Annotated in this window: 23 protein-coding genes; 5 read left to right on the forward strand and 18 right to left on the reverse strand. The window is 45.8% G+C overall.

Annotation, left to right across the window (positions count from 1 at the left end; translation table 11 throughout):
* Positions 1-2: 2 nt before the first annotated feature.
* The 5 genes from ACLSU7_RS08790 to ACLSU7_RS08810 all read right to left on the reverse strand — a co-directional run bounded on the left by ACLSU7_RS08790 (position 3) and on the right by ACLSU7_RS08810 (position 5,275).
* On the reverse strand, positions 3-563 hold the full coding sequence (locus ACLSU7_RS08790; protein ID WP_413295162.1) for a hypothetical protein: 561 nt from the start codon (positions 561-563) through the stop codon (positions 3-5).
* A 62-nt stretch (positions 564-625) separates the two neighbouring features.
* Entirely contained in the window at positions 626-1,372 is a 747-nt protein-coding gene (locus tag ACLSU7_RS08795) for a UDP-2,3-diacylglucosamine diphosphatase (protein WP_413295163.1), read from the reverse strand.
* Positions 1,372-3,081 carry a cell division protein FtsZ gene (gene ftsZ, locus ACLSU7_RS08800; protein ID WP_413295164.1) on the reverse strand — a complete coding sequence of 570 codons (1,710 nt, stop codon included), beginning with the start codon at positions 3,079-3,081 and terminating at the stop codon, positions 1,372-1,374. Before ftsZ ends, ACLSU7_RS08795 begins: the two co-directional genes overlap by 1 nt.
* Positions 3,082-3,147: 66 nt before the next feature.
* On the reverse strand, positions 3,148-4,404 hold the full coding sequence (ftsA, locus tag ACLSU7_RS08805; protein WP_413295165.1) for a cell division protein FtsA: 1,257 nt from the start codon (positions 4,402-4,404) through the stop codon (positions 3,148-3,150).
* Positions 4,405-4,528: 124 nt separating this feature from the next.
* Positions 4,529-5,275 carry a cell division protein FtsQ/DivIB gene (locus ACLSU7_RS08810; protein ID WP_413295166.1) on the reverse strand — a complete coding sequence of 249 codons (747 nt, stop codon included), beginning with the start codon at positions 5,273-5,275 and terminating at the stop codon, positions 4,529-4,531.
* A 254-nt stretch (positions 5,276-5,529) separates the two neighbouring features.
* On the opposite strand from ACLSU7_RS08810, the gene ACLSU7_RS08815 reads away from it, so the two are divergent.
* Both ACLSU7_RS08815 and ACLSU7_RS08820 read left to right on the forward strand, forming a co-directional pair.
* A complete protein-coding gene (locus ACLSU7_RS08815) occupies positions 5,530-7,047 on the forward strand; it encodes a methyl-accepting chemotaxis protein (RefSeq protein WP_413295167.1) in 1,518 nt (505 codons plus the stop codon).
* A gap of 222 nt (positions 7,048-7,269) precedes the next feature.
* The gene (locus ACLSU7_RS08820) at positions 7,270-8,484 is read left to right on the forward strand and encodes an MFS transporter (protein ID WP_413295168.1); all 1,215 of its coding nucleotides are present in this window, start codon (positions 7,270-7,272) and stop codon (positions 8,482-8,484) included.
* Here ACLSU7_RS08820 and ACLSU7_RS08825 read toward each other — a convergent pair.
* Entirely contained in the window at positions 8,457-9,599 is a 1,143-nt protein-coding gene (locus tag ACLSU7_RS08825) for a glyceraldehyde-3-phosphate dehydrogenase (RefSeq protein ID WP_413295169.1), read from the reverse strand. The genes ACLSU7_RS08820 and ACLSU7_RS08825 overlap by 28 nt on opposite strands.
* 222 nt (positions 9,600-9,821) lie before the next feature.
* Here ACLSU7_RS08825 and ACLSU7_RS08830 point away from each other — a divergent pair, with 222 nt between their 5' ends.
* A complete protein-coding gene (locus tag ACLSU7_RS08830; RefSeq protein ID WP_413295170.1) occupies positions 9,822-10,334 on the forward strand; it encodes a hypothetical protein in 513 nt (170 codons plus the stop codon).
* Between the two features lie 74 nt (positions 10,335-10,408).
* Here the strand turns inward: ACLSU7_RS08830 and ACLSU7_RS08835 are convergent, their stop codons facing one another.
* A complete protein-coding gene (locus ACLSU7_RS08835) occupies positions 10,409-11,008 on the reverse strand; it encodes a hypothetical protein (RefSeq protein WP_413295171.1) in 600 nt (199 codons plus the stop codon).
* A gap of 491 nt (positions 11,009-11,499) precedes the next feature.
* Here ACLSU7_RS08835 and ACLSU7_RS08840 point away from each other — a divergent pair, with 491 nt between their 5' ends.
* A complete protein-coding gene (locus ACLSU7_RS08840; protein ID WP_413295172.1) occupies positions 11,500-12,045 on the forward strand; it encodes a hypothetical protein in 546 nt (181 codons plus the stop codon).
* Between the two features lie 99 nt (positions 12,046-12,144).
* On the opposite strand, the gene murC is transcribed toward ACLSU7_RS08840, so the two are convergent.
* The 11 genes from murC to ACLSU7_RS08895 form a co-directional block, all read right to left on the reverse strand.
* Positions 12,145-13,512, reverse strand: coding sequence for a UDP-N-acetylmuramate--L-alanine ligase (gene murC, locus ACLSU7_RS08845; RefSeq protein ID WP_413295173.1), 1,368 nt, complete (start codon positions 13,510-13,512; stop codon positions 12,145-12,147).
* Positions 13,509-14,582, reverse strand: a complete 1,074-nt coding sequence (murG, locus tag ACLSU7_RS08850) for an undecaprenyldiphospho-muramoylpentapeptide beta-N-acetylglucosaminyltransferase (protein ID WP_413295174.1) — start codon at positions 14,580-14,582, stop codon at positions 13,509-13,511. Before murG ends, murC begins: the two co-directional genes overlap by 4 nt.
* Positions 14,575-15,726, reverse strand: coding sequence for a putative lipid II flippase FtsW (ftsW, locus tag ACLSU7_RS08855; RefSeq protein WP_413295175.1), 1,152 nt, complete (start codon positions 15,724-15,726; stop codon positions 14,575-14,577). The genes murG and ftsW overlap by 8 nt, the downstream gene beginning before the upstream one ends.
* A 122-nt stretch (positions 15,727-15,848) precedes the next feature.
* Positions 15,849-16,232 (reverse strand): hypothetical protein, encoded by a 384-nt coding sequence (locus tag ACLSU7_RS08860; protein ID WP_413295176.1) that lies wholly within the window; start codon positions 16,230-16,232, stop codon positions 15,849-15,851.
* Positions 16,233-16,375: 143 nt separating this feature from the next.
* A complete protein-coding gene (gene murD / locus ACLSU7_RS08865; RefSeq protein WP_413295177.1) occupies positions 16,376-17,764 on the reverse strand; it encodes a UDP-N-acetylmuramoyl-L-alanine--D-glutamate ligase in 1,389 nt (462 codons plus the stop codon).
* Positions 17,765-17,768: 4 nt separating this feature from the next.
* Positions 17,769-18,845, reverse strand: a complete 1,077-nt coding sequence (mraY, locus tag ACLSU7_RS08870; protein WP_413295178.1) for a phospho-N-acetylmuramoyl-pentapeptide-transferase — start codon at positions 18,843-18,845, stop codon at positions 17,769-17,771.
* Positions 18,846-19,167: 322 nt separating this feature from the next.
* Positions 19,168-19,725: a hypothetical protein gene (locus ACLSU7_RS08875; RefSeq protein WP_413295179.1), complete on the reverse strand. Its 558-nt coding sequence runs from the start codon at positions 19,723-19,725 to the stop codon at positions 19,168-19,170.
* 392 nt (positions 19,726-20,117) lie between these two features.
* Positions 20,118-20,600 carry an SRPBCC family protein gene (locus tag ACLSU7_RS08880; protein WP_413295180.1) on the reverse strand — a complete coding sequence of 161 codons (483 nt, stop codon included), beginning with the start codon at positions 20,598-20,600 and terminating at the stop codon, positions 20,118-20,120.
* Positions 20,601-20,605: 5 nt separating this feature from the next.
* The gene (locus ACLSU7_RS08885; protein WP_413295181.1) at positions 20,606-21,628 is read right to left on the reverse strand and encodes a hypothetical protein; all 1,023 of its coding nucleotides are present in this window, start codon (positions 21,626-21,628) and stop codon (positions 20,606-20,608) included.
* Positions 21,629-21,699: 71 nt separating this feature from the next.
* Positions 21,700-23,121, reverse strand: coding sequence for a UDP-N-acetylmuramoyl-tripeptide--D-alanyl-D-alanine ligase (locus tag ACLSU7_RS08890; protein WP_413295182.1), 1,422 nt, complete (start codon positions 23,119-23,121; stop codon positions 21,700-21,702).
* Positions 23,121-24,617: a UDP-N-acetylmuramoyl-L-alanyl-D-glutamate--2,6-diaminopimelate ligase gene (locus ACLSU7_RS08895; protein WP_413295183.1), complete on the reverse strand. Its 1,497-nt coding sequence runs from the start codon at positions 24,615-24,617 to the stop codon at positions 23,121-23,123. The genes ACLSU7_RS08890 and ACLSU7_RS08895 overlap by 1 nt, the downstream gene beginning before the upstream one ends.
* Here ACLSU7_RS08895 and ACLSU7_RS08900 point away from each other — a divergent pair.
* Entirely contained in the window at positions 24,616-25,320 is a 705-nt protein-coding gene (locus ACLSU7_RS08900; protein WP_413295184.1) for an alpha/beta hydrolase, read from the forward strand. The two genes, ACLSU7_RS08895 and ACLSU7_RS08900, sit on opposite strands and share 2 nt — an antisense overlap.
* Positions 25,321-25,397 lie beyond the last annotated feature (77 nt).

The raw sequence follows: 25,397 nt of genomic DNA on the forward strand, positions 1-25,397 counted from the left end.
TATTAAGTCCCTTCAACTTTGCTTTTCGCTTTTTGTTGCTTCAACTCAAGCTCGCACATTTTTACTTTTGTTTCGTACTCGTCCTGGCGTTTTAACAGAATTTCTTTGTAGCCTTTGAAGCGCTCGATGCGATCACGAAGTCCTTCTTCGGTGACGCCAACGATGTCTTTTTTATTTTCTACTCCCATTTTGGAGAAATCCTCTTCGGAAGTTACGTAAGTGCGAGCTTCCGTCCAACGCATTTTTCCGTCTCCCGCATTATCTGTATCCCCCATTTGTAAGCGGCAATCACGAAGCACGCCGTACAATCCGCGGTTGTCCAGATAACGTGAGCCACCAAACACACGCGCTTCAAGATCGTAAACTTCATTTTCTAAAGTGCGCAGCTGTTCATTCATCGCAACTTTACGTTGGTAAATCATATCGCCATCTTTAATGCCGATATTTCCGCTGCCCACAGGAGCAGGGTTTTCAAGTTTCGTATCGATTTTTTCAGCTTTATTGCGGTTCGTAGAACAAGCGGCAAAAGACAAAGACAGAACTGCGATCATTAGGTAACGCATAGGATTTTCCTCCATCAGAAGGAAACTTTAAAAGCGAACGGAACTCGGGTCAATGACCCGGCCTAGGAAATCGTGACCCAATCGCATATGCCATCTTTAATGCGGAACACTTTGACGTGTTCTTCGAACCACGAACCTAAATTCACAGAGCGGACATTTCGGCCATGAGTCTCGACCATAGAGTCATCAAACACATGCATATGGCCGGAAATAATCACATCGAAAGGTCCCTCATCATAGGCACGATGAGTGTGGTTACGAATCATGGTTACCAGTTGCTCTTCATTACGGTGGCGATAATGACCACTTCGTTCGCGGCTCTTTTTGCTCGCACGATTGCCGATATAATCCCAGAAGCGCCCAGGGAAAACATCTTTCAACGGCTTCACCCAGGGATTGCGAATGATAGAGCGATACTTCAAGTACTTGATGTCATTTAGATTGATCAGATCTCCGTGCTCAACTCGCACGTTCAGATTATCAATTTTATAGTACTGAGCTTCGACAAAAACTTCGACTCCCAATTTTTTTTGAAAGTAACCTTCAACGTGAACGTCATGGTTCCCTTCAATGTAGGTGATGCGTGCACCAGCCTCTCTCAATTCTTTCAGCGCATCCATCAACGGTTGGAACTTGCGCCCAAAGAATTCAGAGCCACCGATCCATAGATCGAAAATATCTCCCAGCATGAAAAGGTGAACGTTCGAGGGATCACCCTGTCGCAAAGAACGCAAAAAGCGCAACAGGATTTGCCCGTTGCGCTCTTCTGCGGATTTCAAGTGGATGTCGGATATAAACCAGGCTTCCACTAGTCTTGCTTCAAATCAAAACCTTGTTTCTTGCGGATGAATGCAGGTACTTCCAAGTTTTGAGAAGAGAATGGAGAGCTCAACACTTCACGTGCCATACGACGAGCTTCTTCCAAAGATTGTTGTTCGTGGTCTACGTTCATAGACAACTGTTCTGGATTTGCATGACGGTTTTTAAGGTCTTGGCTTTCTTTGAAAGCGCGAGCCTTAGCCAACAACAAATCACGAGGAGAAACACCTTCAACTTGTGGTTGGATTGGTGTCGCCATCTCTGGTTGAACAGGTTGAGCTTGAACTGGAGCCTGTTGCATTACTTGCGGCTGAGCTTGTGGAGGCAATTGTGCTGCCACAGACTGAGCTGCTTGTTGCGCAACTTGTGGAGTTACTTGAGCTACCGGCGGAACTGTTACGGTTTCAGTTACGGGTTGCTGGGGTAACCCCGGAGTGACCGGAACTTCCACTTGCTGCTGGTAAGTGTAGTTCATCACTTGGGACTGCACTGCCGCGATAGGCGGAAGTTCAACTGGTGTAGCTTGTTGAGGCATCACCGGCATAGTTGGCATAACAGGCATTTGCATATTTGGCATTTGCGGCATCTGGAACTGAGGCATTTGCGGCATGTTCGGCATTTGTGGCATTTGCATGCCCATGTTCATACCCATGTTAGGGTTCATACCGAATTGAGCCGTTTGTTGGTTCAAGAAGTTTTGCATTTGGTTAACTTGAGCCATGTCGTTCACAAGTTTCACTTCGTGAGAATCGAAACCAGTTGCGATCACAGTCACGCGTACTTCTTCGCCCATTGTTTCATCGATAACTGCACCGAAGATGATTTCTGCATCTTCATGAGCTGCCTCAGTGATCAAAGTCGTCGCTTCGTTCACTTCGTACAATGAAAGCTCAGAACCACCCGTGATGTTAACGATGATGCCAGTTGCGCCATCAATTTTAACATTTTCAAGAAGTGGAGAAGAGATCGCTGCCGTTGCGGCTTCTACGGCGCGGTTTTCACCTTTCGCAGAACCAGTACCCATGATGGCGATACCTTTAGAAGACATAACAGTGCGGATATCGGCGAAGTCCAAGTTGATCAAACCACGGATGTTGATCAAGTCAGAGATACCTTTAACCGCTTGCAAAAGAACTTCGTCAGCTTTTTTGAAAGTATCCAAAAGAGGAGTTTTTTCAGCTGCGATCGTCAAAAGTTTTTGGTTCGGGATAACGATTAATGTATCAACATTGTCTTTTAGTTCTTGAAGACCAGAATCTGCGTGCTTGCCGCGTTTTTTACCTTCGAACAAGAATGGTTTCGTCACAACACCGATAGTTAGAGCACCCAATTCGCGAGCGATTTTTGCTACGATTGGAGCACCACCAGTACCCGTACCACCGCCCATACCAGCAGTTACGAATACCATGTCAGAACCTTCAAGTTTTTCTACGATTTCATTGTAAGATTCAATCGCAGCACGACGACCTACATCTGGATTTGCGCCCGCGCCCAAACCTTTTGTCAAATCGATACCCAACTGGATTTTGTTAGATGCTTTGTGTGAGTTCAAAGCTTGGATATCCGTGTTTGCCACGATGAATTCAACGCCGCCCATTTCAGAAGCGATCATAGTAGAAACTGCGTTGCTACCGCCACCGCCGACGCCTACAACTTTGATATTCGCACCGATATTGATATTTTCTTCTAATTCAAACATGTTGTCCCTCCCGACGATGCTTAAAAGATACAGAGGCCTCCAGCCCCCACCGAGTAAATTTAAAAACTAAAATACTTTCTCAAACATTTCCTTAAGACGTTTCGTCAAGCCGTTGATCGACTCGCCGATATTAATCTCAAGTTCCTGTGTCTGTTGAATCATCAAATCTTTACGTTGAGACAATCCATACTGTAACAATCCAACTGCTGCCGAGAACTCACCAGACTTCACAACATCAGTCAGACCTCCGATTTCCAAAGGAGCTCCTCTGCGAACCGGAATATCAAAAATAAATTCACCCATTTCAATCAGGCCATCCAGTTGACTTGCGCCACCAGTTAGAACGATACCTGAACCCAACATTGGCATCACACCGCTCATACGAATATCGTTAGCGATCAGATTCAATGTTTCTTCTGCGCGGGCTTCGATCACATCAGCAAGATCCTTACGAGGAATCACGCGAGCTTTACGACCACCAACGCCTTCTACTTCAATCGTTTCGTTGTCATTCACCATGGAAGCCATTGCGCAGCCATATTTTTTCTTTAAGACTTCCGCCGCGAACTGAGGAGTTCTAAGTCCTACAGCAACGTCGTGAGTGAAGTGTGAACCACCAACTGGAATGATAGAAGAGTGAGCCACGCTGCCATTAACGAAGTACAAGTTGTTACAAGTACCGCCGCCCATGTCGACAACGACTACGCCCAGATTTTTTTCATCATTAGAAATAACAGCTGTTGCAGATGCCAGTTGGCTTAAAACCAAACCAGCGATTTTCAATCCTGCTTTCTCAACACATTTAACAGTGTTTTGAATTGCGGACTGGCTGCCTGTTACGATGTGAACATTCGCTTCCAAACGGATACCTGACATGCCCACTGGATCAGTGATGCCGTCTTGACCGTCGACTTTAAATTCTCTTGGAAGGATGTGCAAAACGGTACGATCTGTTGGAACTGCGACTGCTTTTGCAGCCTCAATCACGCGATCAATTTCGGAAGGTGTGACTTCACGATTCTTGATAGCAACCATACCTTTAGAATCGAAAGAAGAGATATGAGTGCCGGAAACGCCAACCCATACTTCGCCGACGCTGTAACCAGACATCAACTCTGCTTCTTCTTTTGCTTTTTTAATTGAATCGGTTGTTGCCTCAATATTAACGACAACACCCTGGCGGATGCCTGTATTAGGAGCAGTTCCTACTCCCGCGACTTCGATTTTCCCTTCGGGATTGACGGTTCCGATGACGAAACATACTTTGGTCGAACCAATATCCAAACCAGCCAATACCGGAGCTTTCGGTTTTGATGTACTCATCCCTAAGTCCTCGTATATGACACCCTATTTGGGCGTCTTTGTTTGAGAGACCGACGAATAAAATCATTTTATTCGATTTGAGCCGAACCTGAGCTCGACTTTAGATGGTCTTCCAGACTTAAGCTTAGGGATCCTTACGCAACCTGACAAGGACTTTCTTCGACAGATCCGCGTCTATGACGCGAGCGTCAAACTGCTTGGTTTCGAGGTAATCGACGACGCGTGAAACGCGCGCTGCCTTTAGTGCCACTTGCTCTTCACCGATTTTCACTTGCGTGCCGGATTTGATCAAGGTCATCCAAAAGCCTTCTTTATTATCGTAACGAACTTCAGAAATTGTTTTTCTGCTGAACGATCCTTGAGCAGGAATTTGCTCGATCACATCAACAGCTTTTTTGCGAAGTTCTTTTTTCTTGGCGAAAGCATCGCCATCCAAAATCGCGACATCAGGAGCTTGCTTTGCTTCGATCGCATCCAAGAACTCACCGCTCTTGATAATCGGCACAAGTTTTCCACCCTTTGCCATATAAAGGAGCTTTACTTCATATGGACGCACGCGCAAAGAAAGTGTTGCGGGCCATGAACGGGAAATTTGTGTGTTTTCGATCCACTCTTGTTTCTTTAATTCAGCGGAGACCGCTTTCAATTTGATATTCCAAAGAGATTCGCCTTTGTATTTCGCAAGCAACTCTTCCAACGCATCAACGTTAGGTTTTAAAAACTGCTCTTGTCCTTGCGGAGGATTTTCAAGAACGACTTCCACTTTTTCGATATTGAAAAAGCCATGCTCATTTAAATAGTAAAACGTTCCCACCAAAGCCGCTGGTATAACAACGAATCCCAAAAATAATTTCAACACCAACTTCTTCACGAGAACTCTCCAAACGAATGGCTTTCTAAAATCAGATTAGCAACTTTCCCTCGACCTTGTTATCACTGTCAGGTCGAGGAAATAAAACGCGACCAAAGATGGGGGACGTAATTCCCATCCGTAAATGATTAAAATCCAACTCAGCCGGAGAACAATCCTCACAAACTCGACCAAGGTTTTATCTTCATAATTTTTTAGCAATTACGCGAACTTCTCTCCATATAGTGAATGACTCCATCTCCGATATTACAAACATGAAATTCGGATCAAAGATTATTATCAATATCGCTGCATCTAGCTTGGTTTGCTCACTCGCTGCCGTCGCTATTTCTTCTTCTAAAATTCATAACCAGGGTCAAGATCAGTTGGTGGAAAAATCCCGTGCGATCTTATCACGCCTTGAAGCGATCCGTGGTTATGTCGCCACCCAAGGTGGGTTGGATGAAGATATCAAACATGCAGTGGCCACTCACCCGGATGGAAAACTTCCGGAAGAGGTGCAAAAACGCATTCTGCACAAAGTGCCGATCTTTGCTTCCATTAAAGTTGGATTCGAAAACGCTGAGAAAGACTTTTATTCTTTCCGCGTGTTCGCAGAAAATCCCCGTCGCAAAGAAAACACTCCTACAGTTTCTGAGATGGAAATCATCAAACGCTTTGAATCCAACAGCGATTTGAAAGAGTTTGTCGAAAACAAAGATGGTGCGATCACGGTTTATCGCCCCGTGCGCTTGTCCGAGCAACAAGGCTGCTTGCTTTGTCACGGTCACCCTTCGACCTCACCTTGGGGCAATGGCAAAGACATTCTGGGCTTCCCGATGGAAGACTGGAAGGACGGAAAACTTCATGGCATCTTTGCCGTAAAGTCATCAACAGACCAAGTCACTGCTGCAGCTAACAATGCGTCGATCTCTATCTTATGGTGGACATCGCTGATTTCTGCTTTGATTTTAGTCGTCTCTTATTTATTGATTCGCAAACCTTTAAGCCGTTTGGTTGAGTCTATTTCAAAGCTCAATGAAGCTGGCGCTCAGGTTTCTTCATCCAGTAACGAGATTCTGGCTTCCAGCCAAACAGTCACACAATCATCCGTGAAAGCAGCTGCATCGATTGAAGAAACATCTGCATCCACTGAAGAAATCTCCAGCATGGTCAAACGCAATAGCGAACACGCCAGTGAAGCCAAGAATCTTGCATTCCAAGCCTCTCAAAAAGCTCACACCGGCGAGCAAGAGGTGCGCAAGCTGACTTCGTCAATGGAAGATATCTCCGCAAGTTCGAAAAAGATCGAAGAGATTATTACTGTTATCGACGACATCGCTTTCCAAACAAACTTGCTTGCGCTGAATGCTTCGGTCGAGGCTGCTCGCGCGGGCGAACACGGAAAAGGTTTCGCGGTGGTTGCTGATGCGGTTCGCAGTCTCGCGCAAAGAAGTGCTACGTCAGCAAAAGAGATATCAACTTTGATCAACGAAAGCGCAAAAAAAGTTGAACACGGCCACGCGGTTGTTCGCGCCAGCGAATCTTCTTTGAAAGAAATCGTAAGCTCCATTGAAAAGCTCTCAAGCCTAAACGTCGAGATCTCCACCGCGAGTGCGGAACAAGAACTGGGAATCGCACAGATCAACCAAGCTTTGACGGATATGGAAAAAATCACGCTTTCCAATAGCAGCTCAGCCCAAGAATGCTCAAACGCTTCGGAAGAACTAAACACTCAAGCCGAAGTCATGAAAAACGTCGTCGACGACTTAACAAAACTGATGGCGGGGTAGATTATTATTTCATCCAATTGAATTTCTGAAAGGGTACTCCGTAAGGAGTGCCCTTTTTGTATTTATGGCACAAGAAATTCCACATTCTAAGAAGACTGAATCACAGCAAAGAATAAATCCTAATATCCTCGGCTCTACTCAAACTTAATGCATTTAGCCCCATAGCTCGATGGCCCGGAATTCGCACTAATCAGCCAACATCCATGACATGGAGGCTTCCTAGTGAACAAAAATCTTAAATTCTTTGCCGGTTTTCACGTCATTTTCTTTATGGGGATGTGGATTTCCAAGACGGTCCACCCAGTGCACTTTGAGCACGCCCATGCTTTGCAAAACTTTGGCATCAGCTATTCTGCGATGGCGGCCGCAGGATACTTTTCCTTCTTAATTGGGCATTATTGTGATCGCTTAGGGTATCGTTCAACCCTAGCCATAGGCTGCGTGCTATATTCACTAGGCCTTTTCTTACGTGTGTTTCCAGAGTCGGCTATCATCAGCCTATTAAGTGGCGTCAGCGCGGGAGTCGGCGCCTCAACAACTATAACCAGTGTAAGAGTATGGTTGTTACAAATCTCTGACGAAAACAGTCGCGCACGTTTGTTGGGAGTTAAAGGCTCTGGAGCAGCGTTAGGGAGCGCTATTGGGTGTTCCGTCGCTGGGATACTGGCTGGAAAATGGTTAAGCATTTCAACTGAAACAGTTCTTGAGATAGCAGCAGGTTTGATATTGCTCCTTTCCCTTCTGACTTTCCTCATAACTCCGGCCCCAGCTCATGAATCCATTTCGAGCAAAGACAAATCCTCTCTCTTCGAATTTTTCTTAGAAAAGAAAATTATCGCTGTGTGGGCTACATCCACCGGAGTCTTTGCTGGATTTTATGTCAGTTTTATTTCCCCATATCTGCCGATCATTATGAAAAGCAAAGGTTTTGATATGACCGCGGTTGGTATTTCCACAGGCCTTTTGTTCTTAATTCGTTTCTTCCTAGATCCTATCATTGGAAGATTCATTCAAGACCGTAAAGAAAACTCATTCGTCATTTATATCGCCGCTGAGTTTGCAGTTCTCATCACCACAGCCGCATTTTTGAGCCCTTTTAATCAACATGCCTTCGTACTTTTTTTGATCTTAAGAAGTGTAGGTTTAGGTTTTTCGACGATCGCGGAAGATGCAACTTGGTTCAAAGTTTTTCCTCAGAAATCTTTGGGACTTTGTTTCGGTCTGAATCAATCGGGATTTTTCTTGGGCGATTTTCTAGGAGGCCTCGTCAATGGAAAGCTATACTCAGCCATGGGACTTCAAGGATGTGCCGTCGCCGCCATGGCAGTCATGATTATTAACGCAGCTGTATTTTCAATGTTTCTCGCAAATCACAAAAGGCAATCAGCCATTCAGAAGTTTGAAGTTAATTATAGTCCCCAGGCCCCGCCCGCTTGAATATAGACGGTGGTTTCCTCGGGGCCGCGAGCGAAATCCAGGCCCATTTTAAATCCTAACAAACGCGCCATCAGATAGCGGAAACCCAAGCCATAGGAGTTTGCTGTTTCGGCGCTTTCCAAATCTTTGAGCTCATCCCCGGCACGCCCGACTCCTCCAAATATCGACATTTCCCATCGGGGGTGAGGGTTATAACGGACTTCGCCTTCCAGTGAAGACGCGACTTCGCCTTGATAGCGGAGTTTGGGAATTCCCCGCATAGTGATATAGGGTTTGGCGTAAAAAGGAGCATCGCCGTCCACCCATTTGGAAAGCCAACGGCCCGCAAATCCCCATTCAGTGCTCGCACGCACAAATCCCTGCAGATCCAATTCCTGCACGTGGTAATCCAGATTTCCACCTAAATCTTCGTCGAAAATATAGTATCGATATTCGGTTAAAAGCCCCGACTCTGGTGACATCGTGTTATTGCGACTGTCATAACTTGCTAATAACGATAGCCCACCATTTCGGTTGTCCAATGCACTTGGATGTAAATTCGGCGGAGCCACGTTTCCGGTAAACTCAACTTTCATATCGGTGTAAATGTACCTGCCGCCCAAGAAAAAGTTACTATCGGCAACACGTGCGCGCAGATCATTATAAACACCCCAACCTTTGAGATTGTATTGCAGGTGCAGATCTCGACTGCTCATGAAGCCGCCCAATCCATAGAAATCCAAATTTGCTGAAGCCGTCATCACAAAGCCCATATAACGCCAACGATCGCGATCCCAGTTGCGTACATAAAAAGCTCCACCGAATCGCGTCCCATTTTCCGTGCCCGCGGCAATCACACCCGTCACAGTCGGTGGGATGAAACGTTGCCCGGCGACGTGCGTTTTTTTATAATCAGCGTCTTCATTTTCGCTCATAAATACTAAAGCAACGCCAAGGCCATTTCCCACCGCGGGTTCAGTAATAATGATCGGAACTGGAAGAAATCCTCGATGTTCCAGCAGCCATACGCTGGCATCTAGGAAGTTATCTTGAGGATCGAAGAAAACCGACGAATCCATGGCATTCGCGGAACTTAAGAACAAGAAAGCACAGACAGAAGTAAACAGTTTTTCCATTACAGCAGTTTAGGGGAAAATTACTCGCCACAAACGTACTCATGCAATGCTTCTTAACACTTCAGATTCCGGTAACTAGCTGTCGCAAATTTAGTAAACGTTGACATAACGTACATTACTTTTACTCTCCGCAGCTTGGCGCTTTTTCTATTACAAAACTGTCGCTAGACATTCTCTTGCGATCTCCATATAGACATGATTTTGAATGCAGAGGAATGAACCATGACGAAAGCTATTTTGATCTTCGCAATCTCGCTAGTATCCGTATCCTTTTCTCACGCAGCTTACAAAGATGCGAATGCCAAACGTGTGTGCGATGACCTTTCCAGCAACATCGCAAGTGTTGAATGCAACAGAGCCATCGAAGGTGAAGCCATTTCCTTGGGAGTAGTAAAGCTGTGCAGCCAACTCAGTTTTGGAACTTACGTCGCCGAATGTTTCAAAGTCAGCGCGGGCAATGACTACTCCGACGCAGTCTTAAATTATTGTTCTGCGAAGGCGGATGAATATGATCGCATCACCTGCTTAAAGACGGCAGCTGGCAATGCACGCAAACTCCCCAAACCCATCCCCGCGTGCCTTCAAGTCGTCACAACTCAGTCTATTGAAGGACTTCAGGAAAGAACACAAAGCATTTACGACAGCGTTAATAGCGGTGATAAGGCAAAAGCCCTTGAACAACTGGAAGATCTTTACCACCGTCTTGAGGACCTTAAGAAGAAAGCTAAGAACTAAAATTAAAAAGTAAAAGAGGATGATAAATCATCCTCTTTTTTTTATTTCAAGCCTGGCCTGGGGAGAACAGACTTTTAATATTTGTTGATAATTGATTTGGTTTCTTTAACTGCCTTCACGGAGGCCTTCACCAGAGCAATGCGGCTGTGGACGGCGCGCAGATTTTCGATCTCGCCACCCACAACGATCACTCGATCTTGAATGGCTTTGATCGTGCCGATCGATTTAAACCCACACAAAACGATTATAGAGTGATTCGTATTGCTGACGGAATCAATGGTACCACTCTGATCTGCCGCTCGGATGATAATGTCCCCGTGATTTCCTGAAAGAGATTGAACAGAATAAGCATCCAGTCGAATGACTTCATGATTGTATTTCAAAACCAGATTTGTCGCTGGAGCTGAAAAAACTTCTTTGCTTTCACAGGCTTTAACGGCATTTACCACTTCGACATCCGTGATTTCCGCAGGGTCATCACCATCTACCACTTCCATTTCAGTCTCTGGATCAGCCGTGACTGAGGGATCTGATGAGGCGTTGAAAGGTTGCGCCTGAGATTGCAAAGATTCCCCTTGAACAGAGCTCAGTGCCACCTTTGCGCAGTTTTGATATCCCAAAAGAAGTGTTGGAACACCGATCATAATGATGATTTGTCTCACGCCCAGACCCATTAAAACCTCCGCTTACTGATAGCTACTTACAAGTGCAAGTCCCATTCTCACGCGAATTCTGACGTGCTCTGGAACCTATTTGCGGAGAGCTGTTTAAAAGACTTTCATGATGAAAAGTTCTACGTCCTAATATTTCCAGGTGTTAATTCTCGTGTCTCATCTTGATCTGAATAGAGGCGTTATCTTAAATTGCCCGGTTAAAAAATGCTCTTCATAGCCAATACAACAGGGAACACCAAGCATCGTTGACGATGGAACATACAGAGTTCTCGATGAGAAAAAGAGCAACGAGTAACTTGCGCACATCGAATTTTCATTCGTTCACATTCAGTTTCTGTAATTAACAAAGATGATGGCATATCTCTCGCAACGTGCACTCCTCGAATAAACCTGATTGCGGTTATTTTGAGATCTCGAGATTCCATGGCCCTCGAGGCGTTAAAGTGCTCGCAATTTGGCAAGTTTGACTAACAACTAATCAGGAGAAAACGATGAAAAAAATGATCTTAACGTTAACGATGACTTTAGTTACAACGTCTTTCGCACAAGCGGCTTACAAAGATGCCAATGCGAAACGTGTTTGTGACAGTCTTTCCAACTCTGCTGCAAGCGTAGAGTGCAATAAAGCGATTGATGGTGAATCAATCTCTCTTGGAGTAACAAAAATCTGCAGCCAATTGAGCTTTGGTTCTTATGTGGCTGATTGCTACAAAGCCGGTGCAGGTTCTGACTATTCAGACGCGGTTCTTAACTATTGCGGGAATAAAGCTGACGAGTATGATCGTGTGACATGCTTGAAAATGGCTGCAGGCAATGCTCCCAGACTTCCAAAACCAGCTCCAGTATGTAAAGAGACTGTTGTGGTAAAGATCCAAGAGACGGTTTCACTTCAAGCTCTTCAAGGTCTTGAAACAAGAACATCCAATATCTATGAAAGCCTTCGCAGTGGCAGAACCGACAAAGCGTTGGACCAAGTTGTTGATTTGTTCAAACGTATCAATGAACTTCAGGATCAAGTAAAAGAACTTAGAAAGTAGTTCTGAAAATAAAAAGCCGGGATCGAAACCCGGCTTTTTTTAGGTGCCAGGTCCTATTTCTTGTCGCCTCACGACAAGAAATAGGACCTGGCACCTTTTTTAGTTTTGGATTTTATCTAAAACGTCCAAGCCCAGCTTCCAACCGTCGCCTGCTCCCAAAGTGATGAACACGTCACCGTCTTTAAGCATGGATACGATCTTTTGTGACGACTTTTCATCACGCAGGAAATACTGCGCGTGTTCGTGCTTCATTTCCTGAGCCAGCTTTTCAGAGCTGATCCCTGGAATTGGAGCTTCACCGGCAGGATAAATATCAGTTAGCAGGATTTGATCGGCTTCCATAAATGCCGTCGTGAAATCGTGCCAGCAATGCTGAGTACGAGAAAAACGATGCGGTTGGAAGTAAACGACCAGTCGGTTGTTTGGATATTTTTCACGGAAGGCCTGAAGAACGGCGCGCACCTCTGTTGGATGGTGACCGTAGTCATCATAAACTTTGATACCGCTTTTTTCTCCTTTGAAGTGGAATCGACGATCCACACCATCAAAGCGCTGCAGACCCGCTGCACATGTTTCAAATGGAATACCTGCAGCCAAGCCAGCACAGATCGCTGCCACTGCATTAAGAGCATTGTGACGACCTGGAACGTTGAGCTTAAACTTACCCACCAAGTGGCGAGTTCCAAGAAGACGATCACTGCGGTACAAAGAATAGTTTCCTTGCTCGCCCGCCAAAACCAAATCGTTCTTTTCATCAAAGCCGTAAAATAAAATACGTTTCGGGAAGTTTTCAAAAATTTGACGAACGATCGGATCATCACCGCAAGCGATGATTTTTCCATAGAAGGGAACTTTCAAAGCAAAGTCATAGAAGTTCTTTTGCAAGTTCTCGAAAGTTTTATAGTGATCCAAGTGATCGGAATCGACATTCGTGATGATGGCGATTTCCGGAGTCAGCTTGTTAAAGCTGCCGTCTGATTCATCGGCCTCGGCCACCAACCACTCCCCTTCACCCAGAAGAGCTGTGGATTTGATCATTTCAAAACGACCACCCACGACGATTGTGGGCTTCATGTTGCCTTCAAGGAAGATCGCCGACGTCATAGATGTCGTCGTTGTTTTCCCGTGCGTGCCCGCAACAGCGATGCCGCGTTTTAAACGCATGATCTCTGCCAAGGCTTCAGCACGTGGGATCAAAGGGATCTGACGTGCGCGAGCTTCATAAATTTCTGGATTGCCGTATTGAATAGCGGAAGAGTAAACCACAACGTCAGCATTACCGATATTGGAAGCTGCGTGGCCTTTATAAACTTTCACACCCATTTCGCGAAGACGTTCTGTATTCGCATTGTCTGCGATGTCAGAACCTGAAACCTTCGCTCCCATATTGTGCAAAAGTTCCGCGAGCCCACACATACCGATGCCGCCGACACCTACGAAGTGGAATTTGGCGTGTTGTAATTTCATTGCAAGATTTCCTTTGCGATGGTTGTTGCTGCCTGGGGAACATAAAGATCTTTTATATTCCTAACCATTTGCTCGCGCAAAGCTTTATCTTGGCGAAGAGATTGTACTTCTGAAATCAATCTTTCAGGCGTTAAATCTTTCTGCAAAATCATGCGACCCGCGTTTCGGGCGACAAGGCTCTCTGCATTTTTTTGCTGATGATCATCAGCGGCTCCTGGCAATGGCACAATAATAGGAATTATACCAAATGCTGCGGCCTCCGCAATGGAACTGGCCCCACCACGACTCACAATAATATCTGCCCATTGGTAGTACTTTGGCATATCGAAGATATACTCATGATAATCCACATTGGCGCCAGATTTTTGATATTTGACAGAAACCAGAGGGAAATCTGCGCTCCCCAACTGATGAACGACAGATAAATCCTTAGTCCACTCGCCCCCGCCAATGATCGCGTCGCTTAAGCAGGTGTTGATAACTCGAGATCCCTGACTGCCACCGAAGGCCAAAAGATGAAACTTTTCATCTTTATGAGCGGTATGAACTGCCTTTTCGATTTCTTCGCGAACGGGCATTCCTGCTTGAATCACCTCTTTGTTTTTCAGAAACTTACGAGACTCCTCAAACACCACGAAACATTTATCGACGAAGCGGGACAGAAAACGATTGGCCATTCCTGGCATCACGTTGGGCTCCCACACTGCTGTATTAAAGCCGATAATGCTTGCTGCAAGAACAAAGGGACCCGAGGCATACCCGCCGACCCCGATCACGTACAAAGGCTTCAATTGCATCAACAGGCGAAACGACTGCCACAAGCCCAAAGGCATGCGCAGGACCGTCTTCAACTTTTTGATGGGACTTTTCACATTGAGCTGACCAGATTCGATCAAGTGCAAAGGGAAACCTTCGCGGGGAACGATTTTAGATTCCATACCGCGCGAGGTCCCAACGAAGTGGACATCGACAGATGGATCCAACTTCTGAATAGCGCGCGCAATAGCGATCCCCGGATAGATGTGGCCACCAGTGCCACCCCCAGCGATCACAACAGTTCTTTTAGTCATGTGCTTTCACTTTCGATGCGTTCCAACGAGATGAGCCGAAACGTTTAGAGAATTTATCCTCTTCGAAGGAATTTTCAATGTTCAAAATCAATCCGAACATAAAACACAAAGCAACCAGGGAGCTACCACCGTAACTTAAGAAAGGCAGCGTCAAACCTTTCGTTGGCAAAAGTCCCATCACCACACCCGCGTTGATGAAAACACTTAAACCGAAAGTCATCGATAGCCCCAAAGCCAAGGCTCTTTTGAAAGGTTCTTCTGCTTTGATAGCGATCTGAATTCCGCGGAAAACCACAAAGCCATAAAGAGCCATGATGGCAACGAATCCGACAAAGCCCATTTCCTCGCCCAGAACTGCCAACGTGAAATCCGTATGGGCTTCAGGTAAGAAGAACAATTTCCCTTGGCCTTGTCCCAAACCCGCCCCTGTCAAACCGCCTGAGTGAAAGCTCAACATACTTTGAATCACCTGAAAGCCTTTTTGTGCGGGGTCGGACCATGGATCCAAGAAAGCCAGAACACGGGCGCGACGGTAAGGCACCAACATCACCAAGAAGTAAAATGCCGGTAACATCACTGCCATGGATGCCACGATATATTTCCACTGCAAACCGAAAGCGAAAAGTAAACTGACAGCAACCATCAGGATGATCGCAAAGCTTCCGAAGTCAGGTTGGCGCAGCAACAAGAACAATGGAACGATCAGCGCGAGGGCCAACCACCACCACTTCACGTGTCCTAAGATATTATCACGGCGACACAAAAGACTTGCGAACCACACTGAAAAAGCGATTTTCAAAAGCTCAGCCGGTTCAAAGCGGATACCGAATGGCAATTGAATCCAACGGATCGCTCCCCCTACACGCACGCCCAAACCAGGAACGAATGTCGCCAGCACTCCGATAGCCGCTGCAAACCACAACATCCATCCGTGCTTTTCAATCAGTCTAAAAGGAATGTGAACTGTGCCGACTAAAACGCAGGCTGCGATCAGGGCGAAGACCAATTGTCGTTTGAAAAAGAAAAGACCATCGCCGTAGGATTCGATCGCGAAGATAAAACTGGAAGAGTAAACTTGCACCAGGCCGATGCCTAAAAGTGTGATGATTGCCAGAAACAAGCTGCTTGATAAATATCTAAACATGATGGACTCCCAAAGGCGCAAAGGAAGACACAGCTTCCCGCCTTTATTTTAATCAGAAGTCCATTTGTACGTCTAGGAATGGTGCCAAGACTGGACCCTGTCAAAGCAGGGCCCATCGGCGATTACATCGGTGCTTCGATAACTTCTGCGCCATTGTCAGTTTTCTTTTCCGTTCTGACTTCGGTTGCAGTTGTTGTGGAAGAACGCTTGTTCACGATCGTTTGTGCGCGGCCCGACATAGAGCAGCAGTACACAATGCCGTTTTCGTTCGAAGCGGTTTTGTAATTAGTGATAGAGAAGGCGCGTGAAGAATCACAGCGTTTTGCCATTTCCATGCTGAGTTCAACTTCAACATCGGGAAAGACTTCGCCGCTTACGAAATTACAGTACATGCCTGTATTTGCAGCCAATTTATCACGTTGTTCCTGGCGTGCCTTAAATGTCCCAGATGCGCAGGCAGACAACAAGAAGAGTGAAGACAAAGAAACAACGAGAAGACGAATCACAAAGCCCTCCTAGCTTTATCAATTTCTCCGACTTGGTCGGTTTTTAAAAAACATAAAAAAAAGGCCCTCATCCGATGAGAGCCTTTGCTTTTGCGCCTTAGCAATTTAGGCGCGAATTTCACATGGCAGTTGCCTGCCACTTATCAGTGAAATTTTCTCACGATCTCTTTAAAGTATTCACCACGCTCTTCAAAACTGTCAAACATGTCAAAACTTGAGCAGCCTGGAGAAAGCAGAACAATGTCCCCGATTCTGGACTTTTGGTAAGCGATCAAAACCGCCTCCTCAAACGTACCGATCAGGAAGGTCTCAGAGAAGTCACCAAGGTCGCGATTAATACGCTCTTTTGCTTCCCCGACCAAAATCAGAGTTTTTACTTTGCGTTTTACAGACGTACGAAGAGGTTCGTAGTTCAAATTCGTGTCTTTACCACCCGCGATCAAAATTACGTTTTCATCGAAAGTGTCCAATGCACGAAGAACAGCGTGAACGTTCGTCGCTTTAGAGTCGTTGTAGAATAAAACTCCGCCCACTTTACGAACGTACTCAATACGGTGAGGAAGACCATTGAATGTCTCGATCACTTTTTGAACGGCTTCACGAGTGGCACCATGCTCACGGGATGCCAGGATAGCTGCCATCACGTTTTCGATTGAGTGCTTACCGCGCATTTTCATGTTCTTGATATTGAAAGTTTCAATCTCAGGGCCTGTGCGCACGCGAATTTCATCGCCGATATTCACTGCACCACCGATGTTCATGATTTGTGGTTCCAAAGCTGGTTTACGAGAGAAGTAGAAAATACGTCCACGTTGAACTGCTGGATCACGCGCCAATTCAACAACCGCGTTATCGTCGGCATTCAAGATGCTTGTTGTCGCTTGATTTGTGTTTTTGAAAACACGGCGTTTCGCGTTTACGTACTCTTCCATAGAGCGGTAACGATCCAGGTGATTTTCAGCCAAGTTCGTGAAAACCACATTGCCTGGATTGAATGTGTCACAGTGTTCAAGCATGAAGCTGGAAACTTCGGCGATCACCACTTGAGCTTTGTCATCAAGGCGAAGGTAATCAACCAATGGCTTTTCATTCGCGCCACCAACCCAAGTTCTAACACCGGATTCTTTCAAGATCGCCTCAGTGATACGGGCAACAGTCGTTTTACCGTTGGTACCAGTGATACCGATAATAGGTTCTTTGATGAAACCTGCGGAGAATTCAAACTCACCCGTGATTTTGATACCTTGAGATCTTGCGTAATCGAAGATTTTCAAAGTAGAAGGCACGCCTGGAGACAAGATAACCAGGTCTTGAGCGATGAAAGTTTTTGGACTGTGACCGCCCAATTCATACTTGATTGGAAGATCGCCCAATTGCTCAAGCTGCACAGAAAGTTCCGGTTTAGATTTATGATCCGTTACCGTCACCTGAGCGCCGTGCTTAGTCAGGAAATGCGCCAAAGACACACCTGTTTTACCAAGACCGACCACTAGGATTCTTTTGTCTTTTAATTCACTAAACTCTTTATACATTCTTCTACCTCAATTTGAGAGTCGCTAGACTTAAAACAGCCAATAATATCGAAATAATCCAGAAACGAACGATGATCTTCGTTTCCGTCAAACCGCCCAATTCAAAGTGGTGATGAATCGGCGCCATTTTGAAAATACGTTTGCCCGTCAGTTTGAAAGAAATCACTTGAGTGATTACCGACAATGCTTCCACCACGAAGACACCGCCCAGGATTACCATCAACAGTTCATTTTGAGTGATGACTGCCATCGAACCCAAAAAACCACCCAGGGACAAAGAACCCACGTCGCCCATGAAGACCTGCGCGGGATACGCGTTAAACCACAAGAAACCCATTCCCGCAGCAACAATCGTTGCCGCCACCGGAGTTAACTCACCTGCTCCAACCACATGTGGAATCTGCAAGTAATTCGCGATGGAATAGTGACCTGTTACATACGCGAACAATCCTAGAGTCGCTGCCGAGATCATCACCGGAACAATCGCCAAGCCATCCAAACCATCTGTCAAATTCACTGCATTCGCAGTTCCCACGACCACCAAAGCGGCAAAGACGATGTAAGCGTAACCAAGATCGAAGCCGAATGATTTAACAAAGGGAATGTAAACAGTTGTGCCCAGATCATGGAAGTGAACCAAATAAGCTACGACCAAACCGGAGATTAAGAATTCACCCAAGAGGCGAATCTTTCCAGAAAGACCTTTGGAGTTCTTTTTGCTCACTTTCAACCAGTCATCCATGTAACCGATCATGCCAAAGCCCCAAGTGATGATCAAAACCGCCCACACCAGAGGGTTTTGCATATCAACCCACAACAAGCATGGGATCAGAGTCGAAAGAAGAATCAATCCGCCACCCATAGTTGGAGTGCCGGCTTTCTTTTTATGAGACTGAGGGCCGTCATCACGAATAGATTGACCAAAATGCTTTAACTGCAAGCGTTTGATGAAGTAAGGGCCCCACATCCAGCACAGCAGAAACGATGTGAAAAACGCGATGAATGTACGAACCGTGATGTAACGAAAGACATTCAATGGAGAGAAGTATTCCGACATTGAATAGAGCCACTGATAAAGCATGATGTGCGATTCCCCTATATCCTTGGAAATTGATTTTTGCTTGGAACTTTAAGGGTTTAGCACATCGGGACTTTGAAATGCAATGGGAAATTTATAACTATATGATATTACTTGATATTTTGTAATTTAAACGAATTTCCCCGAAACCAAGCTTCATGGAAAGCCTGTAAGGTTGAAAGGTACGGACTTACTTCGAAAGGTAAGGCCGTACCTTTTTTTTAGGCCGTACTTTTTTAGGTAAGGCCGTACCTAAAAAAGTAAGTCCTTACCTTTTTAGGGTAAGGACTTACCATGTGGGTCTGTGGGGAAACTTCGCGATCTATTAGTGTTGAACTACGTTTACGGAGTTACTGCCGCCGGACTGAATGATCGTTGCTGAACTGCCGTTACCTGTTTGCGATACGGAGGCACTGTTTGAAGAACCTGTTTGTTGTATATCCGCTTTGTTGTTGTCACCGACTTGAACTACGCAGGCTGTGTTGCTGTCACCTTTTTGGTAAATGATGGCTGAGTTGTTAGCACCTGTTTGAGAAACTCCTGCGATGTTCGTGCTGCCTTCTTGTTTCAAGATCAGATTCGCTTCCGCTTGAGTTTTCGCATCACAAGCAGGTACGACCACTTCACCATCGCCATCGACAATGCTGCCGTCATCATCAATCACTTCGCCAGGATTCAGGGGAACTTCGTCAATTATCTCCGGAGAACCAGAGTCCGGTGCGCCTTGGTCTGGAGTACCTTGTGGTTCCTCACCATCTACAACCGGGATGATCGCTTCAGCGCTTCTAAATGAACCGAATTGAACTTCGGTTCCTAATTGCGAACAAGCCGTCATAAATAAAGGTGCTGTCGCCAACAAAACTAACATCGATGCAGATTTCATGGTTCCTCCAAAATTGCTTTCACAATGGAGTAGAGCAAAACGCATGCACAGCATTTTCGAGGGATCAGATGGAATTAAAAGGATCAGCGGGTGTATGAAAACTGACGATGCAAAAATTTTGGTCGAAGTGCGTGAGGATTCCCTAACATACGTTTCAAGGGAACTTGTTGGCGCTTTTGAAAACATGCCTCCGAGCGAGACACATCTATGAAAAATACCCTGAATAATATGTGAGAGTAAAATTCCACCAAGTAACAGCCGGAAGAAACATCACAAGGCGAGACAGTTCACACGAGGTGTTTTAAATGAAACGGCCAGTGCATGGACAACTGCGAACTTCACCGACGGCGAAAAGATCTTAAATCAACTTGGACAAAGTAAGTCCGTACCTTTTAACCTTCATCGTCGAGGTAGGCTTTTAATTCTTGCATGTGGTACTTCCAACCCAATTGGAAGTCTTTTTGAAGTTTCGCACTCAACTTTTCGGGAAACGCTTCCCAGCCTTTATGAGTCACAGTCAGGGTACGGGTTTTACCTTTGTCTTCAATCACGTAAGAGCATTCTGTGGAGGCTTTCGCATCCCAGGTCTTTTCACGCCAAGTAAAGGTAATGGATTTATTGGGTGTAAGAGAAAGGACTTTGCCGGAAGCGAGCTGCTCGTTGCCTTCGTCGTCTTCCCAGGCTTCGCGGAATTTTCCGCCGACTTTTGGTTCAAGGGTGACATCGTCACCCCACCAATTTTCCAGATCGTCAGTATCAGTCAGCGCACGCCAGATTTCTGCTGCCGTGGCCTTCACCGTAATAGTGATATTGATTTCCTGAGAGTCAGACTCCTCCCCCTTTTTGGAGGGAGGAATGAATTTCGATCCAGACATATTTATTAGAACAAGTTGATGTTCGTAGAAAGAGCCACGTTCGTTCTGTCGTCGCGGATGTCTTTCGGAGTGAACTGGATGTTCGGGTACAAGTAGATGTCACGCGTGATAGAGATACCTACACCAACAGATTGGTATGGTTCCAACTGAACGTATCTGTCGTTGATTTCGTATTTAGAAAACTGGAAGTAACCAAATACAGTTCTGAAAGAGTACGTATCATTAAACGTGTATTGCAAGAACGGGAAAAGACCACCGCTGATATCAGAGCGCATGTATTTACCTGCTGCCTGTGCCTTCACGTAACCTTCGTCAGACAAAGCACCATTGTACAAGTATTTCGCCAAGCTAACGCTCACGCCGCCATTCCATTTAGAAGTACCGAAATTAGCCAAGAAAACTTGAGACAATGAAATGTTACCCAAGTAGTTTTGGTATTTGCTTGTATCTTCGTCAGTGTAATACGTCGTTGAAACGCTTGTGCTCATTTGAGTATCAAACGCTTTATAACCACGACTCCAGCTAACGAAAGGAGTGGACATTTCATAACGCGGAAGAACTGCGTCTGATTTTCTGCCAGAACGGGAATCCGCAGCTGGTTTTGTGATGTCACCATGGAATGGATCATTGATAGTCAAACCAGAACCGAAGCTGATGCTGTCTTTTGGAGTAACACGAACGTTCACACCAACGTTACCAGACATATAAGTCAAAGACTCAGATGTTGCAGAGGCACGGTAGTTTGGACGGATTGAACCGAATGGATCGTTTACGGAACCGCCAGAATAAGAAAGGTCTGATTTAAAAGACCATTTGGATTTAGAACCCAAAGATGCACGCAAACGAGCGTCCGTGATTTCATCATCAACGTCTTTAAGCTTTTCAGTCGGCTTTTTAAGATCTTCGATTTTTGAAGTCGAAGTGTTTGTTGAAGATGCGGCACCAATCTTTGCAGAACTTGATTGAGCTCCGGCTTGCATCGCAGAGAAAGTAAGAGCTGCGATAAGTAGAGAAAGATTTTGTTTCATTAGTCCTCCTAATAATGAGGACTGTTATAGGACATCAGGCCGGATTACTCCAGCCTGAATTTTAGTCAACGCTACGATTTTTCTGAAAAATCCAGGGGCTCGCACGGGTAAACGAAGCGCTCAAGCTTCGTGCCACGGGACGCTTTAACAACGGCAATGTCGCCCCTGTGAAGGAAAGTGGCTAAATCCTTGCCAGCGTTTTCTGTAAAATCTTTCTGGATCAAACTTTCCTTAGAGAATTGAGCCTTTTGCAGACCCTTAGTAAACGCGTCGAAATCTTCGCCAACGAAGTAAACTTTTTCAAAGCCGGCTTTACCCACGCGCTCACCCAATTCCTCATGCAATTGTGCGGAGGCTGAACCCATTTCTCTCATCTGCCCAAACACCCCTACTTTACGTCCACTCACTGTTAACAATTGCACATTTTCCAGTAAAGCTTTCATACTGTCGGGGTTCGCATTATAGGCATCAAAGATCATCTGAGCGCCGGATTTTAGGTGAACCAACTGGTTACGACCCCAGTTGGTTTTACAAGCTGGAAGCCCCATCCAGATCTGCTGCGGAGTCATACCCACGGACAATCCCAAAGCTGCCGCCGCCATCAAATTCGTTAGGTTTTGCGCTCCAAAGACCTGCACCGTCGCTGTTCCTTGAACACCTTTGATGCTGCCTTTTAGAACCAGTTGGCTCATGTTCATTGAATCAATCATCAAATGCACGTCGGCGCGGGGATCTTCGCTAGAAAAAGTGATGACTTTATCTTGAGGGAATTTGTCGTGGCCACGAACAAACATGTTGTGTGTTTGTTCGTTGTCCAAGTTATAAATGCGGATCGCACTTTTCTTAGCAGCGTTATAGATTTCTTCTTTGGCTTCGGCGACTTTTTCGATGGTGCCAAAGAATTCCATGTGCGCTCGTCCCACCATCGTGCAAACCACAACGTCAGGTTCTGCGATATGCACAAGCTCGGTGATTTCACCGGCATGATTCATACCCATCTCAATGACGGCCACTTCTTTTTTCGGATCCAATTGCAGCAGAGTGAATGGCACGCCCCAGTGATTATTAAAGCTGCCTTTATTATAGTGAACGTCTTTGGCTGTGCTGATCAAGGCTGCCGTAAATTCTTTGGTTGTGGTTTTACCATTGGATCCTGTGATAGCGACGATAGTTCCTTGCGATTGATGACGAGCCCAATTGCCCAATTGTTGCAGGGCTTTCAATGTATCCGGAACTTTTAAAACAGTGACTTTGTTTTTCAAGGAGTTCACTTGTTCGTTTTCTTCATGAACCAAGAGGACCGTAGCCCCCTGGGCCACTGCCTTGTCCAAGAATTCGTGGGCATCAAAAGCCTCACCTTTGAGGGCGATGAACATCTGTCCTTTAAGATCTGCTCGAGTGTCTGTACCAATTCCTGTAAAGGCATCGGCGTGCTGACTGATCACTTGCGCGTTTGTGGCTTTTACAACCGTTTGCACATCCATGGCTCTCATTACACTCTCCCCTGCAGCGCTTGTTCAGCGACCTGCACATCACTAAATGGAAACTTCGTGCTTCCAATAATCTGATAGTCTTCGTGACCTTTACCTGCGATCAAAATCACATCGCCCTCTTGGGCTTTGCTAATCGTCGCATGAATAGCTTCCTTACGGTCAGCTAAAACGATCACACGGTTTTTATCCTGGGCATTCACGCCCTTTAAAATATCTTCGATAATAGATTGCGGCTCTTCGGTGCGTGGATTGTCGGAAGTGACCACTACCGCATCAGAAAATTTTAGCGCCATCTCCGCCATCAAAGGACGTTTGCCTTTATCGCGATCTCCACCACAGCCAAAGATCGTCCAGATTTTGGCGTTGGATTTCAGGCTTTCGCGCACTTTCGTCAATGCTGTCAGAACGTTTTCCAAAGCATCTGGGGAATGGGCATAGTCTACAAAGACAGACAGATTTTTATTATTTGGTACCGCCTGCAATCTGCCCGGTACACCAGTAAAGCTTGCGATCGCGGCTTTACAAACTTCCAAGGGAATTCCTGCGGAGAGCCCTGCGCCCATGGCCGCAACGGCATTCATCACATTGTGAGTTCCTGACATCGGCAACTCCACTTCAGTGGTACCGACGGGTGTTTTTAAATCAAAGACCGTTAATGCAAAATCCATGGTTTTGATTTTGAAACTAAGATCTGCGGATTTATCAGTACCGTAAGTCCAAAGAACTGCCGGGTCCGCCACGTGCATGCGACGACCGTATTTATCATCGATATTGATGATTGCAAAACATGGAAGCTTTTCGGTCTTCCATAACAAGTCTGTGAACAGACGTTGCTTTGACTCGAAATATTTTTCCATTGTTTCGTGATAATCCAAATGATCGCGCGTCAGGTTGGTAAAGATCACTGTATTAAAAGGTACGCTGTCCACGCGGTGTTGATCTAAAGCGTGTGAGGATACTTCCATCGCCACGGCCTTGGCACCGGCGTCTTTGAATTCACGGAGGCGTTTTTGCAAGTTGATCGGGTCTGGAGTAGTCATATCTGAGGGCCAGACTTTATCCAGTAAGTGATGGTTAACGGTTCCGATAACTCCGGTTGGGTTTTGAGAGTGATTGAAAATCGCCTCAACCATATAAGTTACCGAAGTTTTGCCGTTGGTACCCGTTACACCTACGCAGAACATTTCCTCTGCCGGGTCGCCATGATAGTGGCTAGCTAAAACATCCAAAGCTTCTCGAGTGTTTTCCACGCGCAAAACGAAACCTTTGAAGGTATTAGGAACTTGATTCGGATCCTCCACCACCAAGACGGCAGCACCGTTATTGATAGCATCAGGAATGAAACTGTGGCCGTCCACTTTGACACCACGAATGGCAACGAATAATCCGTCAGCAATCACCTTACGCGCATCATTGAAAATCCCAGAGACTTCGATGTCTGGCAAAACATGACCGGCGATTCCTGGAATTGTTGAAAAAAGATGCTGTAGTTTCATGGGATCAGTATATTATGCTCAAGCTATGAGACAACTCGGAAAAATACATTGCCAAGAAATTAATCAAGACGATAACGCACCCTGGATCATCTTCTTCCACGGTTATGGCGCAGATGCCAATGACTTGTTCTCATTAGGACAGATGATTCCGACCAAGCAAACGTACAATTGGCTTTTTCCGAATGGAATTCTGGAAGTACCTATTGGCCCCGCGTGGACAGGTCGCGCTTGGTGGCCGATTGATATGATGGAAATTCAACGCGCTCAGGAAACTGGTGTCCCCCGAGATTTCAGCGGTGAAATGCCGAAAGGTTTCGAAAAAGCCCGCGACATGGCCATGGAAATGATCCGCCAGCTCCGCGTGCCTTGGAATCAAATTATTCTGGGAGGTTTCAGTCAGGGAGCAATGCTCGCGACCGACTTGTACCTGCGCGCACCGGAAACTCCCCGTGGCTTGGTTATCATGTCGGGCACATTGGTGGCACAGGATGAGTGGAAAAAACACGTACCCAATCGTGAAGGCCAAAGATTCTTTCAAAGCCACGGGCAAATGGATCAGGTTTTGGGCTTTAAACAGGCACAGAAACTTGAGACCCTGCTTACTCAAAACGGCATGAAGGGTTCCTTGCTTGGATTCCGTGGCGGCCACGAGATTCCACCGCAAGTCCTTCAAGGTATTAGCCAATACATTAATTCCTTATAGTTCTTACTGTACAAAATCCTAACAGGCGGTAACGCCTGTTTCTTATGCTATAGTTCCGCAACTTTATTAAAGGGGTG

It is taken from the genome of Bdellovibrio sp. HCB185ZH, from assembly GCF_047302455.1.
Lineage (GTDB): Bacteria > Bdellovibrionota > Bdellovibrionia > Bdellovibrionales > Bdellovibrionaceae > Bdellovibrio.

Coding starts and splice junctions, on each gene's coding strand:
- ACLSU7_RS08790 (WP_413295162.1), bottom strand. CDS start 563: ATGCGTTACCTAATGATCGCAGTTCTGTCTTTGTCTTTTGCCGCTTGT.
- ftsZ (WP_413295164.1), bottom strand. CDS start 3,081: ATGTTTGAATTAGAAGAAAATATCAATATCGGTGCGAATATCAAAGTT.
- ftsA (WP_413295165.1), bottom strand. CDS start 4,404: ATGAGTACATCAAAACCGAAAGCTCCGGTATTGGCTGGTTTGGATATT.
- ACLSU7_RS08815 (WP_413295167.1), top strand. CDS start 5,530: ATGAAATTCGGATCAAAGATTATTATCAATATCGCTGCATCTAGCTTG.
- ACLSU7_RS08825 (WP_413295169.1), bottom strand. CDS start 9,599: ATGGAAAAACTGTTTACTTCTGTCTGTGCTTTCTTGTTCTTAAGTTCC.
- ACLSU7_RS08830 (WP_413295170.1), top strand. CDS start 9,822: ATGACGAAAGCTATTTTGATCTTCGCAATCTCGCTAGTATCCGTATCC.
- ACLSU7_RS08835 (WP_413295171.1), bottom strand. CDS start 11,008: ATGGGTCTGGGCGTGAGACAAATCATCATTATGATCGGTGTTCCAACA.
- ACLSU7_RS08840 (WP_413295172.1), top strand. CDS start 11,500: ATGAAAAAAATGATCTTAACGTTAACGATGACTTTAGTTACAACGTCT.
- murC (WP_413295173.1), bottom strand. CDS start 13,512: ATGAAATTACAACACGCCAAATTCCACTTCGTAGGTGTCGGCGGCATC.
- murG (WP_413295174.1), bottom strand. CDS start 14,582: ATGACTAAAAGAACTGTTGTGATCGCTGGGGGTGGCACTGGTGGCCAC.
- ftsW (WP_413295175.1), bottom strand. CDS start 15,726: ATGTTTAGATATTTATCAAGCAGCTTGTTTCTGGCAATCATCACACTT.
- murD (WP_413295177.1), bottom strand. CDS start 17,764: ATGTATAAAGAGTTTAGTGAATTAAAAGACAAAAGAATCCTAGTGGTC.
- mraY (WP_413295178.1), bottom strand. CDS start 18,845: ATGCTTTATCAGTGGCTCTATTCAATGTCGGAATACTTCTCTCCATTG.
- ACLSU7_RS08875 (WP_413295179.1), bottom strand. CDS start 19,725: ATGAAATCTGCATCGATGTTAGTTTTGTTGGCGACAGCACCTTTATTT.
- ACLSU7_RS08880 (WP_413295180.1), bottom strand. CDS start 20,600: ATGTCTGGATCGAAATTCATTCCTCCCTCCAAAAAGGGGGAGGAGTCT.
- ACLSU7_RS08885 (WP_413295181.1), bottom strand. CDS start 21,628: ATGAAACAAAATCTTTCTCTACTTATCGCAGCTCTTACTTTCTCTGCG.
- ACLSU7_RS08890 (WP_413295182.1), bottom strand. CDS start 23,121: ATGAGAGCCATGGATGTGCAAACGGTTGTAAAAGCCACAAACGCGCAA.
- ACLSU7_RS08900 (WP_413295184.1), top strand. CDS start 24,616: ATGGGATCAGTATATTATGCTCAAGCTATGAGACAACTCGGAAAAATA.
- ACLSU7_RS08895 (WP_413295183.1), bottom strand. CDS start 24,617: ATGAAACTACAGCATCTTTTTTCAACAATTCCAGGAATCGCCGGTCAT.